Origin of the sequence: Nocardia sp. NPDC056564 (genome assembly GCF_042793755.1) — a bacterium.
Lineage (GTDB): Bacteria > Actinomycetota > Actinomycetes > Mycobacteriales > Mycobacteriaceae > Nocardia.
The window spans coordinates 85,775-101,397 of sequence record NZ_JBHTUR010000023.1; the positions used below are offsets into that span (position 1 = coordinate 85,775).

The window sequence follows — 15,623 nt, forward strand, 5'->3', positions numbered from 1 at the left end:
GGGCGCCGTTCACGAGAAACGGCCGGACATGGTGGCTGAGTGGTCGCGGCGGTCTTCGGCGAGCCGGACGAACAAGCCGGTTGCGCGGTCGACCCTCGGCGGTGTCGGTGGGTGGCGGTAGCGTCGGGATATGGATGAGACCTCGGGCGGTGACGGGTACCGGGAGTGGCCGTCGCGGTTCGAGGGGGCGGTCGTGTGGACGCGGACGGTGCGCGAGCAGGACGCGGGGATGTCGGTGCTGCCGGACGGGTGTATCGATCTGCTGTGGGTTGGCGGACAGCTGGTCATCGCCGGGCCGGATACCCGGGCGTTTCGGCCGCAGGCGGCGGTCGGGACGCGGTATGCCGGGATTCGATTCTTTCCCGGGACGGCGCCCGCGCTGCTCGGGGTGCCCGCGGACGCGTTGCGGGACCGGCGGATCGAATTGGCCGACGTGTGGTCGTCGGGGACAGTGCGGCGGCTGAGCGAGGAGCTCGGCGAGGCCGACGATCCGGTGTCGGCCTTGGAGCGGATCGCGTTGCGGCGGGCGGCGGAGGTGGCGCCACCCGATCCGGTGCTGCGCCGGGTGGTGACGGCGCTGGACGCCGGCTGGCCGGTGGGCGCGACCGCCGAGGCGGTCGGGCTGAATGCGCGGCTGTTGCACCGGCGTTCGCTGACGGCGTTCGGTTACGGACCTAAGACCTTGGCGCGGGTGTTGCGCATGCAACGCGCGCTGGCGGCGGCGCGGCGCGGGGTGTCGTTCGCCGACACCGCGGCCGCCACCGGCTTCGCGGATCAGGCACACCTGGCCCGGGAGGTGCGTGACCTCACCGGAATGCCGTTGGGGCAGGTGCTGACTGGGTCTCGCGCCGAAGAGGTTCGCCCGCTGGCGGAGGTGGGCTGATCATGTGCCCGCGCGGAGAGTCGGTTCAGTCTGCCGGGAGTGCTGCGTAGAGGTCGACGCCGTTGCCGTCCGGGTCTTGGACGACGGCGTAGCGCTGGCCCCAGAACGCGTCCCACGGCTTCATCTCGCCGTGGTACCCGGCCTCGACGAGCGTCGCGTACACCGAGTCGACCTCGGCGGGATCGCCGCAGCGGAATGCCAATCCGATGCGGCCCGCACCGGTCGGGGGCTGCCAGTCGGCGTGGAAAGACTTGATGGTGGCCTCGGTATCGAGGGCCAGCCGGAAACCACCCGGCAGCGCCGCTTCGGCATGCGGCTCGGCCTCCGAACCCTCGGGAAAGTCGAGGCCGAGGCGGCGATAGAACGCGACCGAGGCGCTCATATCGGTGACGACGATACCGATGACGTCGAGTTGTGGAGTCATACCCGAACCGTAACCACCCATGTCTCCGCCGGTCTTGAACAAATCGGACCTTCGCACATGTGGTTCGGCCGGCACACCCGCGCCGGCGCTGCGGTGGGTGTGTACGGAACGAAACAGATGCGCGAAGAACCTCAGCGGGCGAGCGCGGGGACGAGTTCGGCGATGAGGTTTTCGACGAGGATCTGGATGCGGTCGCGGGTGGTGCGGATTACGTCGATGGTTTGGCCGGACGGGTCGGGAAGGACCCAGTCGCGGTAGCTGATGCCGGGGAAGAATGGGCAGGCGTCGCCGCAGCCCATGGTCACCACCACGTCGGAGATGCCGACCGCGTCCATCGTCAGCGGTTTGGGGGTGCGGCCCGAGATGTCGATGCCGACCTCGGCCATGGCCGCGACGACGACCGGGTTGAGCGCGTCGGCCGGCGCGCTGCCCGCCGACCTGACCTCGATCCGGTCGCCCGCGAGCGCGCTGAGAAACCCGGCGGCCATCTGCGATCTGCCCGCGTTGTGCACGCAGATGAACAGCACGCTGGGCTTGTGCGGCATAGAAGCGCCTTTCGTGAGCGGAGCCGAGGCAAGGATTGTCTGTGCTGCCAGATAAGGGTTATCCGGCGTGTTGGGGGCCGAAACGCTGTCGAAGCGTACGGGATACGTATACCAGCGCGACGAAGATCGTTACTGCGGACAGGTCCTCGTCCGCATCGACGCCGCTCGACGTGCTGGTTCGGCGCATGCTGTTTGCTTCGAAAGTTGTTGTTACACAGCTGTTTATAGGATAGACGTGGAGGGCGTCGGTGTCGCGCCCGGCGGAATCGGCCGGATTCGGTTTGCGGACTGGTCGGTTTGTGGGAGTCTTGAAAACGCTTGTCACACAAACAAAGACGGCGCCGCGGCCGATGGTGGCCACGGCGCCGTCGGCGGCACCGCTCAGATCGGACGGAAGTCGATCATCTTGCGCAGCCGTGCGCGGTCGCGCTCCAGGCGACGGGCCTCGTAAGCGATCGGGAAGTACCGCACGCGTTCCGGCAGCAGCGGCACGGCCCGCGCGATCACCCAGCCCAGCGCCCGCAGCTTGCGCTCATCGGACTCGCTCCAGGTCAGTCCGAGCTTCGCCCGCGCGACCTCGGGTGTGGTGCCGACCGTCACGAAGTACTGCATCCGCCCGATCGGCGCGACCGCCCGCCGCCAGATCGGGGCGAACGCGCGCGGCAGCTGCTTCGGCGGCGCGACCGACCGAATCACCCGCAGGTAGTCGCGCGCGGTCCCGGTGGCCTCCAGGTGATTGGTCAGCATGTCGTCGAAGAAGGTCTCGAATTCGGTGTAGCTGGCCGGAATCTCCTTGGGCGCCACCGAGAAATTGCGCATCAGCTGCACCATCTCCTGGTAGACCGCCTCCTTCTCGCTCGGCGAGAGCGGGTTGCGGGCGAAGTACTTCGCGTTCTCGGCGAAGGCGAACGTTCCGGTGTGCAGCACCCAGGCCCACGGCCCGGAGGCGAGTGCCTTGTGCCGGACGCCGTGCGCGTCGGTGGTGTTGAGCGAGGCGTGCATGGTGCGCAGCCGATCGGCCTCGGCGAGCGCCTCCTCGCCGCCGTAGATCCACATCATCACCGACGCGATGCTGCGCAGGGCGCGACCCATCGGGTCGGTGCGAAAGGTGGAGTGCTCGTCGACCACCGCGGAGATGCTCGGCTCCATGGTCTGCAACAGGAAGGCCGAACCGGCGGTGAGGGAGAAGGTGATCAGGCCGGTTTCGTCCCAGAGCCGGGTGCCCGGTTCGAACGGGCGGCGCGCCGCGGGCGCGCTGGTGGATTCGAGGGCGGACACGGTCATCGTGATCTCCTTTGATCAACACCCAAAGCGATGAGAGGATTAGCGTAACATTCTCTCATTGTCTTTCGTAAGGTCGATCGAACCCCGATGACGCGGCCGCGCGCCCTAGTCTCGATGTCATGACGAGCGAGTGGCGCAGCCGCGACGGCCGCATCGGGGTGCTCACCGGGGCGGGCATCTCCACCGACTCCGGCATCCCCGACTTCCGCGGTCCGCGCGGCGTGTGGACGAAAGACCCGATCGCCGAGCTGCTTTCGACCTACGACAACTATCTGGCCGACCCGGAACTGCGGAAACGCGCGTGGCTGGCCCGGCGGGACAACCCGGCCTGGCGCGCGCGGCCCAATGCGGCGCATCTCGCGCTGGCCGAGCTGTCGCAGGCCGGACGGCCGGTCACGATCATCACCCAGAACATCGACCGGCTGCATCAGCAGGCCGGTTCCCCGGCCGACCGGGTGATCGAGATCCACGGCAACATGTTCGAGGTGGTCTGCGTCGAATGTGACTACCGGACAACGATGGCCGCGACCCTCGACCGGGTCGCGGCGGGCGAAGCGGACCCGCCGTGCCCGCAGTGCGGCGGCGTGCTGAAATCGGCGACCATCATGTTCGGCCAGCAGATGGACCGGCGCACCATGCTGAAGGCCGCCCTGGCCGCGCAGACCAGCGACATCTTCCTGGCGATCGGCAGTTCGCTCCAAGTGGAACCGGCCGCCTCGATGTGCGCGGTCGCCGTCGAGAACGGCGCGGACCTGGTCATCATCAACAACGAAGCGACGCCATACGATTCGATGGCCACCGAGCTGGTCCGCGAACCTATCGGCACGGCGGTCCCGCGCCTGGTCGAGGAGATCCTCGCCGCTCGCGAATAACTCGACGGGGTCAGTCGATCGGGCCGAGGACTCGGTTCAGATAGGCGTTGCTGAAGCGGCCCTTGGGGTCGAAGCGGCGGCGTACCTCGGCGAAGCGATCCCAGTCGGGGTAGCGCTCGCGCAACGTGTCGGCGGTCTGGAAGTGTCGCTTGCCCCAGTGCGGGCGTCCGTCATAGTTGTCGAACACCGCTTCGCAGGCGCGGAAATACGGCTCGTAGGCCATGCCGCGGTACTGGTGCACCGCGATATAGCAGGTGTCGCGCCCGGTGGCGGGGGACAGGAACGCGTCGTCCGGTGCGACCCAGCGGACCTCGATCGGCATCGCGGTGTGAAAGTTCGTGGCGACCTGCTTGATGTCGCGGATCGCGGCGGCGGCGTGCTCGCGCGGGATCGCGTATTCCATCTCGGTGAAGCGCAGCAGGCGCGGGGACGCGAAGACCCGGTAGGAGCGGTCGACCTGACGACGGTAGCTGCCCGCGTAGGCGGCGCCGCGCTGGATCATCGGCACCAGCCGGGGCTGCCAGCGGGCGAGTTTGCACAGCGCGTCGAAGGTGTAGTTGGACACCAGGATGTCGGTGAACCAATCGGCGGCCTTGCTGCGCGGCTGCTCGACCAGCGCGACCGGGTTGTTGCGCTTGGTCATGGCCAGCGGGCTGTGGCCGAACATGTAGAACTCGAAGTGCGCGTTGCCGTCGACGTGGGCGTCCAGGTCGGCCAGCAGGTCCGCCACGGGGACCGGCCGCTCGATGCCTTCGAGCACGAAGGACGGCACCAGTTGCAGCGTCACCGCGGTGATCACGCCGAGCGCGCCGACGCTGACCCTGGCCGCGCGCCAGCCGTCCGGATCGGTCTCGGCGTTCAGCTCGACCCGGCTGCCGTCGGCGAGCATGAGCTCGATGGAATGCATTGCGGCCGAAAGATTTTGCAGGGTGGCCCCGGTGCCGTGGGTGGCGGTGGCGGTCGCGCCCGCCACGGTCTGGACGTCGATGTCGCCCAGGTTGGGGAAGGCGAGGCCGTGCTCGTGTAACTGGTTGCTCGCGGCATTGAGCGTGATGCCCGCTTCGACCCGGACGCGTCCGGTGGCGGTGTCCACGTCCAGGACGCGGTTGAGTGCGGCGAGGTCGAGCAGGACGCCGTCGGTCAGGACGGTGTCGGTGAACGAATGTCCGGCGCCCACGACGCGCACGATCTGGCCGGCGTCGCCGGCTCGGCGGAGAATCTCGGCGACCTCATCAGCAGTGCGCGGGGCGGCGATGGTCGCCGGTGCGCACTGTTGATCGCCAGCCCAGTTCACCCACGAGTTGGTCATGTGTCCAACTGTAGGGGATCAGTGTGTGATCTGGCCTACCTATAACGCAGTTGTTACCTTTTGCGCCCCTGGCACGCGCCCTTCGCCTGTTCCACCTCGGTGTCGTTCAGCGGCGGCACCAGCAGTTGCTGCGGCGGGGTGCGCTCGGAGCGCACGCCGTTGAGCACGATGGCCATGTAGCGCTGCCAGACGTCCGGGTTGACCGGCCGGGCGAACTCGGCGATGCCGTCGACCATGTGGATCAGCGCGAAGAAGTCGGAGGGCTCGATGCCCGGCGCGAGCACGCCGGCCTCGCGGGCCCGGTCGACGATGCCGGTGACGGTCGGCTTGATCCGGTCGCGCACGACGACGAACCGGTCGACGTCGTCCTCCAGCTCGAGCATCACCTCGCTGAAGCCACGGTTCTTCGCCATGTGCCGGCAGGCGTATTCGAAGAACTCGACGAGTCCGAACCAGGGATCGGCGTGCCGGTAGGCGGACTCGGCCGCCTCGGCGAACTCGGTGATGCTCTGTTCGAAGACCTCGGTGATCAGTTCCTTTTTGTTGGCAAACCGCCGGTAGACGGTGCCGACACCGACGCCGGCGCGTTCGGCGACGTCGTCGAGGGTGATCTCCAATCCGTGGTCGGCGAACAGCTCGCGCGCCGCGGCGATGATCCGCTGTTGGTTCCGGGCGGCATCGGCACGCAGGCGCCGGGGTGGAGAGACGGCCGTGGCGTGATTCACACCCACATCCTATCAAGTATCGGGATTAAGCGGAGGCGTTCTCTCCGTTATGGTGGTAGCTTCTAACAGTAACCGGAGGCGTCAACTCCGCATCAATACTCGAGACAAAGGGGACATATGACTACCACGTTCGATCGTGGGGCACCCGCCCCCGCGAAACCGGATCAGGGTCGTCGCGGCTCGCACGCCCTGCGTTGGTGGGTGCTCGCCGTGCTCGGCGTGGCACAGCTCATGGTCGTGCTGGACGCGACCGTCGTGAACATCGCGCTGCCCGCCGCGCAGCGCGACCTCGGCTTCAGCGACGGCGACCGGCAGTGGGTGGTCACCGGTTACGCGCTCGCGTTCGGCAGCCTGCTGCTGCTCGGCGGCCGGCTCAGTGACCTCTTCGGTCGGCGCAACACCTTCATCATCGGCCTGATCGGCTTCGCCGGCGCCTCCGCGGTCGGTGGCGCGGCCACCAGCTTCGAGATGCTGGTCGCGGCCCGCGTCGGCCAGGGCGTGTTCGGCGCGCTGCTGGCCCCGGCCGCACTGTCGCTGCTCACTGTCACCTTCACCGAACCGGGTGAACGAGCCAAGGCGTTCGGCATCTTCGGTGCGGTCGCCGGTGCCGGTGGCGCGATCGGCCTGCTGCTCGGCGGCATGCTCACCGAGTGGGCCAACTGGCGCTGGGTGATGTTCGTCAACCTGGCCTTCGCCGCCGTCGCCCTGGTGGGTGCGGTGCTGCTGCTGGCCAAGCACGTGACCGAGAACCGGCCCAAGCTCGACATCCCCGGCACCGTCGTGGTGACCGCGGCGCTGTTCGGCATCGTGTACGGCTTCTCCCACGCCGAGTCGACCAGCTGGACCAACCCGGTCACGCTGAGCTTCCTCATCGGCGGCGCGGTGCTGATCGCGGTGTTCGCGTTCCTGGAGACCAAGGTCAAGAATCCGCTGCTGCCGCTGCGCATCGTGCTGGACCGGACCCGTGGCGGTTCGTTCCTGACCGTGTTCGTCATGGGCATCGGGATGTTCGCGATCTTCCTGTTCCTTACCTACTACATGCAGCTGAGCATGGGCTACTCGCCGATCAAGACCGGCCTGGCGTTCCTGCCGATGGTCGCGGCCATGGTCGTCTCCTCGACCACGGTGCCGTCGTTCGTGCTGCCGAAGCTGGGCCCGAAGGTTGTCATGTCCGGCGGCTTCCTGATCGCGGCCGGCGGTATGGCCTGGCTGACCCAGATCGGGCTGGAGACCGGGTACTCCTCGCACATCCTGCCCGCGCTGATCCTGCTCGGCCTCGGCCTCGGTGGTGCGATGTCGACCGCGTTCCAGGGTGCGACCTCCGGGGTGCACCACGAGGACGCCGGTGTGGCCTCCGCGATGATCAACACCAGCCAGCAGGTCGGCGGCTCGATCGGCACGGCGCTGCTCAGCACCATCGCCGCCTCGGCCGCCACCGACTACCTGTCGACCCGCACGCCGGATCCGCTGACCGTCGCGCAGTCCGCGGTCGAGAGCTACACCACCAGCTTCTGGTGGGCGACCGCGATCTTCGTGGCCGGTGCGCTGATCACCGCGGTGCTGATGCCGAACACGGTGCCGGTGCCGTCGGAGGGCGAGCCGGTGCTCGCGCACTGACGTTCCGCTCGAACGACACAGCGCCCGCATTCGACGTCGAATGCGGGCGCTGTGCTGTGGGTACGGACTCTCAGCAGTTGCTGGGTGCGGGCAGTCCCGCGAAGCGGTCGCCGAGATAGTTGAACGCGTTGATCGCGCCCGGTGCGATCGCGGTGCCGTGGTCGGCGCCGGGGATCAGATCGAGCTGGACGCGCACGCCCTGGCTGCAATACCGGCCGACGACGTCCCGGACGAGCTGCGGGGACACCTGGTCGTTGGCGCCGTGCCACTCGTAGATCGGGGTGCGCGGGACGCCGGGGTAGATCTCGATGCTGTTCTCGTGCAGGATCCGGACCACCGTCGGGTCGGCATCCATCGCCCCGTAGAACACATCGCTGAAGCTCTTGTTCGCGCCCGCGTCGATGATCTGGCTGGTGCAGGCGTTGGCGATCTGGTCGCGCAGGGCGTAGCCGGCCGGGTTCAGGATCCGGTCCATCTGCAACTCGGCCGGGTACTCCCGCTCGAGCCCGATGGCGGCGGCGAAGCCGAGGCCGAACAGCGGGCTGCGCTGCAACCCGACATCCTGGGCCAGCTTGCCGATGTTCATCGGGACGCCACCCTGGGCCGCGCCGACGATCGGCAGTTCCGGCGCGTACTCGGGCGCCATCGCCGCGGCGAATCCGGTCGCCATGCCGCCACCCGAGTAACCCGCCATGCCGACCGGGCTACCGCCGAGATCGGCTGGGCCGAAACGCTTTACCGCGCGAATGCCGTCCAGGGTCAGCCTGCCGCCGAGCTTGGCCGCGCCGTAGGCGCTGGTCGGTCCGAGATGATCGGGTACCGCGACCGCCCAGCCCCTGGCCAGCAGCATGTTCAGCGCGGGCCCCTCCTGCATGGTGCCGTTGAAGATGCTGTGCGAGGGCGCGCACTGCATGCCGAGCGAGTTGACGAACGGCTGATACGACACGACCGGCCGGTTCATCCCGCCACCCGGCGGCAGCAGCAGCGTGGTCATCGCGGCGATCGGCGCGTCGGCCGAATTGGTCGACCGGTAGAGCAGCTGCCAGGCCGTCGCGCCGGGGTAGCCGGCCGCGGGCACCTGCCTGCTGCGGATCACGTCGCCGGGCTGGAAGTTCGCGACATCCGGTGGCGCGGAATAGAAGCCGTCGCCGTCCGGCACCGGATAGATGGGCGCGGCCGTCGCGGGGGCGAGGTGGCCGAGTCCGGCCGCCGCCGTCGCGAGGGCCATGATCGAGAGTCGACGCAAAGTGCGGCCGACGGCTAGCTGCCGTCTGCCTGATATTTGCTGAGTGCCCGGTCGGCAGGGTTCCGCCGTGTCCGGGTGCGCATTCGGTTGTGCCCGCTGTGCCACCATCGTTGCTCCGACCTTGTGAGTGAGGGGTGGAGGCGACTTCGGCCAAACCTTCAGGCCATTCGTACGCGGAACTCGGCCCAATGTCAATGAACAACGCTGTTCGCAGTGCCGTGACCCGCAGGGTCCGGCTGAACGGACCGTCCGGTACACCCGATAGCATGACTCGGGTGGCGTGCGCGCGGAGGGTCCCCTGGTCGACGCTCGCGGTAAATGTCATGGGATGCTTTGCTATCGGGATTCTGATGGTTCCGAGCACCGAGGTGTGGGTAGCCCACAGACTGCTGCGTCCCGTTCTCGGTATCGGAGTGTTCGGCGGCTTCACCACCTTTTCCACCCACCGGCGCGAGCTTCGTAGACTGCTCGAATCGGGCGCCGCGGTCCAGGCGCCCGGCTCCCGCGGGGGAGCGGTGGTGGCGTCGTCGGGGTGGACAACTGGATTCACTCGGCAGGCAACGGCACGACGGAAGGGGGCCAGGCAGTGGGAGAAGCAGGACAGTGGCAACCCGCGGCGCGACTGACGGTGCTGCTCGACGAGGACGACAAATGGCGGCACACGCCGCTGTACGCGGAGATCGTCCGGCGCGCCCGCGACACCGGCCTGGCCGGGGCGAGCGTGTGGCGCGGCATCGAAGGCTACGGCGCGTCCTCCCGGATCCACACAACGCGCGTGCTGGACATGGCCGAGCATCTGCCGCTGGTGCTGATGCTGGTCGACGAACCGGTCCGGTTGCGCGCGTTCGTCGAACAGAACGCGGAGCTGTTCACCACCTTGAATGTCGCGCTCTCGCCACTGGAACTGTGGCAGGGAGCCGCCCGATGATCCTGCCGTTCGCCGGGTCCGGCGCGGTCGCGCACCGCGTAGACCATGTCGTACCAGCACGTTTCGCTGCTCTGCTGCCGCTGGGCGCGCTGACCGTTAGCATTGTCGGTTCGGCGCTGCTCGGTGGATTGATCGGCGCGGGTGCGGGCAACCGGCTGCTGGAAACCAGTGTCGCGGCCGGCCTGATCGCGGTCTTCGTCGCCGCGTCGACGACACAGTGGTTGTGCCCATGATCCTGATGACGAGCAGGGCACAGCCGATACGGAAGGGAGACCCGAGCATGGCCCATGATCGAGCAGGGCGACTCGCGCGTCCCACCGACCTGGAAGACATCGCACATCTGGTGACGGCGTACTACAGCCGGATTCCGGATCCGGAGGTTCCGGCGCAGCAGGTGGTTTTCGGCACGTCGGGACATCGCGGCTCCAGCTTGGACACGGCGTTCAACGAGGCACACATCCTCGCGATCACCCAGTCGATCGTGGAATACCGTGCCACGCGCGGGATTACCGGGCCGGTGTATCTGGCCAGGGATACGCACGCGCTGTCCGAGCCGGCCATGGTCACCGCGCTCGAGGTGCTCGCCGCCAACGACGTGACCGCGATGATCGACGCCCGCGACCGGTACACGCCGACGCCGGCGCTGAGTCATGCTGTGCTGCGCCACAATCGGGGCGGCACCCGCAACCAGGCCGACGGCATCGTGATCACCCCGTCGCACAACCCCCCGCGCGACGGCGGCTTCAAATACAATCCGCCGCACGGTGGCCCGGCCGACAACACCGCCACCGACGCCATCGCCGCGCGCGCCAACGAACTGCTGCGCACCGGCATGTCCGAGATCAAGCGGACCACGCTGCAACACGCGCTGGAAACCAACGTCCAGCGCTACGACTACCTCGACCACTACATCGCCGACCTGCCGAATGTGCTGAACCTGGACGCGATTCGCGGCGCGGGCATCCGGCTCGGCGCGGACCCGATGGGCGGCGCGAGCGTCGACTACTGGGAGGAGATCGGCCAGCGCTACGACCTCGAGCTGGAGGTGGTCAACCCGTTCGTCGACCCGACCTGGCGGTTCATGACGCTGGACAGCGACGGCAAGATCCGGATGGACCCCTCCTCGCGCTACGCGATGGCCTCGCTGATCGCGATCAAGGACGACTACGACCTGTCCACCGGCAACGACGCCGACGCGGACCGGCACGGCATCGTCACCCCCGACGGCGGACTGATGAACCCGAACCACTTCCTCGCGGTGGCGATCGAGTACCTGGTCGCCAACCGGATGGGCTGGGACGCGCTCACCAAGATCGGCAAGACGGTGGTCACCTCGTCGATGATCGATCGGGTGGTCAGCGTGCTCGGCCGCGACGTGCACGAGGTGCCGGTCGGCTTCAAGTTCTTCGTGCCCGGATTGTTCAGCGGCAGCCTCGCTTTCGGCGGTGAGGAGAGCGCGGGCGCGTCGTTCCTGCGGATGGACGGCACCGTCTGGACCACCGACAAGGACGGCATCCTGCTCGCGCTGCTGGCCGCCGAGATCGCCGCGGTCACCGGCCAGAGCCCGTCCGCCCGCTACGTCGAACTCGAACGCCGTTACGGCAGTCCGGCCTACGCCCGGATCGACGCCGCGGCGACCACGGAACAGAAAGCGCTCCTGGGGAAGTTGACTCCGGACATGATCACCACCAAGGAGATCGCCGGTGAGCCCATCACGTCCGTGCTCACCCGCGCGAAGGGCAACGGCGCGCCGCTGGGCGGGCTCAAGGTGACCACCGAGAACGCCTGGTTCGCCGCCCGGCCGTCCGGCACCGAGGACAAGTACAAGATCTACGCGGAGTCGTTCCACGGACCCGAGCACCTCGCGCAGGTGCAGGCGGCCGCGGAGGAAGTGGTGGGACAGGCGCTAGCCGGTGAGTAGATCCCCGGCAGTCGGCACGGCCCGGTCCAGCGGCCGGGCGGAGCCACTGCCCATCGAGATCTGGGTGCTGGTCGGCGGCGCGTTCGTCATCGCCATCGGGTTCGGGCTGGTCGCGCCGGTGCTGCCGCAGTTCGCCCGCAGCTTCGGCGTCGGGGTCGCGGCGGCCTCGGCGATCGTGAGCGCGTTCGCGCTGATGCGATTGCTGTTCGCGCCGGTCAGCGGGCGGCTGGTGCAGCGGCTGGGGGAACGGTCGGTGTATCTGGGCGGTCTGCTGATCGTCGCGGTGTCGACCGGTGCCAGCGCGTTCGCCCAAAGTTACTGGCAGCTCATGGTTTTGCGGTCGCTCGGCGGCATCGGGTCGACCATGTTCACCGTGTCCTCGCTGGCGCTGGTGATCCGGATGTCGCCGCCCGCCGCGCGCGGTCGGGTGTCCGGGCTGTGGTCGACCGGCTTCCTGATCGGGTCGGTCAGCGGGCCGCTGGTCGGCGGGGCGCTGTCCGGGCTCGGCCTGCGGATGCCGTTCGTGATCTACGCGATCGCGCTGCTCGTGGTGACCGTCGCGGTGTATCTGGCCCTGCGTCATTCGCAGCTGGCCGCGCCGGAACCCGTTGGTGGCCTGCGGATGATGTCGTTCCGCGAGGCGTGGGCCCGGTCGGAGTACCGGGCCGTGCTGTGGTCCAACTTCGCCAACGGCGCCGCGGTATTCGGGGTGCGCATGGCGTTGGTGCCGCTGCTCGTCGTCGAGGTGCTGCATCAGACGCCCGGCATGGCCGGGGTGGCGTTGACCGTGTTCGCGGCGGGCAATATCGCGGTGCTCTTCGCCGCGGGCCGGTACTCGGATCGCTGGGGGCGCAAACCCTTCCTGATCGTCGGGTCGCTGGTCTGTGCGCTCGGCACGGCCGGTCTCGGTATCGCCGATACGCTGCCCTGGTTGCTCGGCACCTCGTTCGTGGCCGGACTCGGGGCGGGCATGTTCACGCCCACCCAGCAGGCCGCGGTCGCCGATATCATCGGGCCGAACGCGCGCGGCGGCCCGGTGCTCGCCGGCTTCCAGATGGCCGCGGATCTCGGCACCGTGCTCGGCCCGGTCGCGGTCGGCGCGCTGGCTCAGCAGGCGTCCTACGGACTCGCGCTCGCGGTGACCGGTGCGCTGCTCGCGGTTGCGGCGGTGGGGTGGGCGTTGGTGCCCGAGCCGCTGCGTAAGCGGGAAGAGCCGGTGCGGAAGGCCGAAGGCGACTGCGATCACCTCTGCGGCGCGGATGGGGCCGACCATCGGCTGGCGGGACAGGATGCCGAGGTCGAGCGCGCGGTGAACGACGCGGCCGGTGCGCCCATCGCGGACAGCCCGGTGCCGCCGATCGCCGAGCCCGTTACCGCCGAACACGCGGTGCCCGAGCTCGGCAGCCCGGAGCGAGGCGACACAGAGGCGACTGCCCGCGATTCGGTTGCGGGTAAGCCTGCGGGACACCGCCCGGCAGGTCGCGACAGCGCTGCTGCCGACGTCGACTCCGGGCCGATAGCCCGCGATTCGGTCGCGCGATAGCTCCTGCGCAGCACCCGACCAGCCTGATCGGCGGGCGTTTGCTCGCAGCGCACGAAATCGCTGGCAGAGCTGTGCGCGAGGCACAAACTCCCACGCCGCCGCGGCTACGTCGACCGTGGCCGCCGCGTGCGTGGCGGGCGGTTCGGGCGCGCGAATGTGTCTGCCGCGCATCGAATGGCCGACGGATCGCGCGCGGGGCGGGACTTCGTGCGCGGCGGATCGACAGATCGGCCAAATGTGCGGAAGTTCGCAGCTGGTGGGGGTTGGCGATGGGGGCCCACGCACGTTGCGGCAGAGTGTTGAGGGTGAGCGAATCGCGTTCGAACTACACCCCGCGGCCCATGTCCAGCAAGACCACCTACGCGCTGGGCGCCGTTGCCCTCGCGTTGATCGTGGTGATCGTCATCTTGGCGATCCGCGGTGGGCACGACGAGGCGAGCGTGCGTAATGACGGGTACGGTGCCGCGCACGATCCCGGCGTGCGCGTGCTGCTGGAACCGGACGGTTCGATTCTGCTCGGCCGGCCTACCGCCCCGAAGACGATCGATATCTTCGAGGATCCGATCTGCCCCGGCTGCGGCAACATGGAGCGCATCTACGGTCAGGAGATCGCGCAGAAGATCGACGAGGGCAAGCTCGCGGTGCGTTACCGGCTGGTCAACTTCCTCGATCCCCGTTCGCGCAGCAAGGACTATTCGACGCGCGCGGTCGCCGCGAATCAATGTGTCGCGGAGGGTGGTTCGGGTCCGGTGTATTCGAAGTTCCATACCGAACTGTTCACCGCCAAGCGCCCGAGCGAAGGCGGCTCGGACCTGAACAATGACGAAATCGCCGCGGTCGCCAGGGTCGCGGGTGCGCCGGAATCGGTGTTGCAGTGCATCTCCACCGGCGCGAAAGTCGAGGGTGCTCGTACCAGTGCGAGTGCCACGACCGATGCCCTCGGCGCGGCGCTCAACGGCTCCGCCGCCACCCCCGCCGTATTCGACGGCAAGACGAAAATCGATGTGAACAAAGAGGACTGGCTGCAGGTTCTCGTTCCCTGATGTCGCTTTGACACAGATCGGCCAATTGCACCGCGCGCCATCCGCCGACGTGGATAGGCTTTTGAAAAGCGGTCAAGTGTCCGGGTATCGCGCGTAGGCGTAAGGGATGAACGATGACGAATTCTGAATCGGCCCCAGTCGAGTTCGACGTGTCCAAGCCGAGTATCTCGCGAGTCTACGATGCGCTACTCGGCGGTAAGGACTACTACCCGTCGGACGAGCACGTGCTGCAGCATTTGCGCGAAACCATGCCCGAGGTCGATGAACTGGCCATACTCAACCGAGCGGTGCTCGGTCGCGGGGTCAAGTACCTGGCCGGCGAGGCTGGGCTGAAGCAGTACCTCGACCTCGGCGCCGGACTCCCCACCATGGAGAACACCCACCAGGTCGCACAGGCGCTGCAGCCGGAGGCCACTGTCGTCTACGTCGACAACGACCCGATCGTGCTGGCGCACGGGCGCGCGCTGCTGGGTGAGAACGGACAGACCCGCGTCATCACCGCCGACCTGCGCGAGCCCGCCGTGGTGCTGGCGCACCCGGATGTCCAGGCGATGATCGATTTCTCGCAGCCGGTCGCGATCATGCTCGTCGGCATGCTGCACCACCTGCACGACGACGAGGATCCGGAGGGTCTCGTCGACGCGTATCTCGACGCGGTGCCCGTCGGCAGCCACCTGTTCATCACGCACTTCCTCGATACGGGTGACGAGTCGAGGGCGCTGGAGAAGTCGTTCCTCGACTTCCTCGGCACCGGTCGCTTCCGCACCCGCGAGGAGATCCTGCGGTTGTTCCGCGGCTGCGAACTGGTCGAGCCCGGCTTGGTGCCGCTGTCGTATTGGCGGCCGGACACCATCGTGCGGGACAAGCTGACGCTGGTCGAGGAGATCATCGTCGGCGGGATCGCCGTCAAGTCCTGAGCTCGGGGGCCGGACCGGACCCACCACCTGGTCGCGGCCCGGCCCGCCCGGCGCGGGCGATCCGACTCCAGGAGTTCCCCGGGACCGCGGACGCCGAGCATTCGGTTGGTCCGGGGGCCGAGCCGACGAACGCGTCGCAGACTCGGCCCGCTCGACGCGGTACCCGGCTTCCCCAGTCAGCCGGACCGCCGCGCGCCGAGCATTCGGTTGGCCGGAGGGCCGGGCCGTCGCATCCACCACCCGACGACCCGGCCCCGTTCGACGGCGCGATCGTCGGATATCCCCCTGCATCGCGCGCGTCGGTTCGTGCGGCCGAGCCGCCGACTCCACCAGTCGGCGGCTCGGCCCGTTCGACGGCGCGGTCCT

At 68.4% G+C, this 15,623-nt stretch carries 15 protein-coding genes and 1 pseudogene; 10 read left to right on the forward strand and 6 right to left on the reverse strand.

Features of this window, described 5'->3' with window-relative positions; all coding sequences use genetic code 11:
• The first annotated feature begins 130 nt into the window (after positions 1-130).
• Complete coding sequence (locus ACFQ9K_RS38355) at positions 131-883, forward strand: helix-turn-helix domain-containing protein (RefSeq protein WP_378720181.1); 753 nt, start codon at positions 131-133, stop codon at positions 881-883.
• Between the two features lie 25 nt (positions 884-908).
• Here ACFQ9K_RS38355 and ACFQ9K_RS38360 read toward each other — a convergent pair whose 3' ends face one another.
• The 3 genes from ACFQ9K_RS38360 to ACFQ9K_RS38370 form a co-directional block, all read right to left on the reverse strand.
• Entirely contained in the window at positions 909-1,307 is a 399-nt protein-coding gene (locus tag ACFQ9K_RS38360; protein ID WP_378720183.1) for a VOC family protein, read from the reverse strand.
• A 131-nt stretch (positions 1,308-1,438) separates the two neighbouring features.
• Positions 1,439-1,852, reverse strand: a complete 414-nt coding sequence (locus ACFQ9K_RS38365; protein WP_378720184.1) for an arsenate reductase ArsC — start codon at positions 1,850-1,852, stop codon at positions 1,439-1,441.
• A 381-nt stretch (positions 1,853-2,233) separates the two neighbouring features.
• The gene (locus tag ACFQ9K_RS38370) at positions 2,234-3,136 is read right to left on the reverse strand and encodes an oxygenase MpaB family protein (protein WP_378720185.1); all 903 of its coding nucleotides are present in this window, start codon (positions 3,134-3,136) and stop codon (positions 2,234-2,236) included.
• 119 nt (positions 3,137-3,255) lie between these two features.
• Here ACFQ9K_RS38370 and ACFQ9K_RS38375 point away from each other — a divergent pair, with 119 nt between their 5' ends.
• Positions 3,256-4,008: an NAD-dependent deacetylase gene (locus ACFQ9K_RS38375; protein WP_378720187.1), complete on the forward strand. Its 753-nt coding sequence runs from the start codon at positions 3,256-3,258 to the stop codon at positions 4,006-4,008.
• Between the two features lie 10 nt (positions 4,009-4,018).
• On the opposite strand, the gene ACFQ9K_RS38380 is transcribed toward ACFQ9K_RS38375, so the two are convergent.
• Both ACFQ9K_RS38380 and ACFQ9K_RS38385 read right to left on the reverse strand, forming a co-directional pair.
• On the reverse strand, positions 4,019-5,317 hold the full coding sequence (locus ACFQ9K_RS38380) for a D-arabinono-1,4-lactone oxidase (RefSeq protein WP_378720188.1): 1,299 nt from the start codon (positions 5,315-5,317) through the stop codon (positions 4,019-4,021).
• 53 nt (positions 5,318-5,370) lie between these two features.
• Positions 5,371-6,042: a TetR/AcrR family transcriptional regulator gene (locus tag ACFQ9K_RS38385; RefSeq protein WP_378720190.1), complete on the reverse strand. Its 672-nt coding sequence runs from the start codon at positions 6,040-6,042 to the stop codon at positions 5,371-5,373.
• A gap of 117 nt (positions 6,043-6,159) precedes the next feature.
• On the opposite strand from ACFQ9K_RS38385, the gene ACFQ9K_RS38390 reads away from it, so the two are divergent.
• Positions 6,160-7,659 (forward strand): MFS transporter, encoded by a 1,500-nt coding sequence (locus ACFQ9K_RS38390; protein ID WP_378720191.1) that lies wholly within the window; start codon positions 6,160-6,162, stop codon positions 7,657-7,659.
• A gap of 70 nt (positions 7,660-7,729) precedes the next feature.
• Here the strand turns inward: ACFQ9K_RS38390 and ACFQ9K_RS38395 are convergent, their stop codons facing one another.
• Entirely contained in the window at positions 7,730-8,887 is a 1,158-nt protein-coding gene (locus tag ACFQ9K_RS38395; protein WP_378720192.1) for a lipase family protein, read from the reverse strand.
• Positions 8,888-9,171: 284 nt separating this feature from the next.
• Between ACFQ9K_RS38395 and ACFQ9K_RS38400 the strand changes: the two genes are divergently transcribed.
• From ACFQ9K_RS38400 to ACFQ9K_RS38430, 7 genes and pseudogenes are all read left to right on the forward strand, one after another.
• On the forward strand, positions 9,172-9,531 hold the full coding sequence (locus ACFQ9K_RS38400; protein WP_378720193.1) for a fluoride efflux transporter FluC: 360 nt from the start codon (positions 9,172-9,174) through the stop codon (positions 9,529-9,531).
• On the forward strand, positions 9,492-9,833 hold the full coding sequence (locus ACFQ9K_RS38405; RefSeq protein WP_378720195.1) for a DUF190 domain-containing protein: 342 nt from the start codon (positions 9,492-9,494) through the stop codon (positions 9,831-9,833). The genes ACFQ9K_RS38400 and ACFQ9K_RS38405 overlap by 40 nt, the downstream gene beginning before the upstream one ends.
• Complete coding sequence (locus ACFQ9K_RS38410; RefSeq protein WP_378720196.1) at positions 9,830-10,066, forward strand: hypothetical protein; 237 nt, start codon at positions 9,830-9,832, stop codon at positions 10,064-10,066. Before ACFQ9K_RS38405 ends, ACFQ9K_RS38410 begins: the two co-directional genes overlap by 4 nt.
• A 47-nt stretch (positions 10,067-10,113) precedes the next feature.
• Positions 10,114-11,754 (forward strand): phosphoglucomutase (alpha-D-glucose-1,6-bisphosphate-dependent), encoded by a 1,641-nt coding sequence (pgm, locus tag ACFQ9K_RS38415; RefSeq protein ID WP_378720197.1) that lies wholly within the window; start codon positions 10,114-10,116, stop codon positions 11,752-11,754.
• Positions 11,747-12,958, forward strand: a pseudogene (locus tag ACFQ9K_RS38420) (MFS transporter); the annotation flags it as partial. The gene pgm and the pseudogene ACFQ9K_RS38420, both read left to right, overlap by 8 nt.
• Before the next feature lie 644 nt (positions 12,959-13,602).
• Entirely contained in the window at positions 13,603-14,340 is a 738-nt protein-coding gene (locus ACFQ9K_RS38425; protein ID WP_378720198.1) for a DsbA family protein, read from the forward strand.
• A 113-nt stretch (positions 14,341-14,453) separates the two neighbouring features.
• Entirely contained in the window at positions 14,454-15,257 is an 804-nt protein-coding gene (locus ACFQ9K_RS38430; protein ID WP_378720199.1) for an SAM-dependent methyltransferase, read from the forward strand.
• The last annotated feature ends 366 nt before the right edge of the window (positions 15,258-15,623 follow it).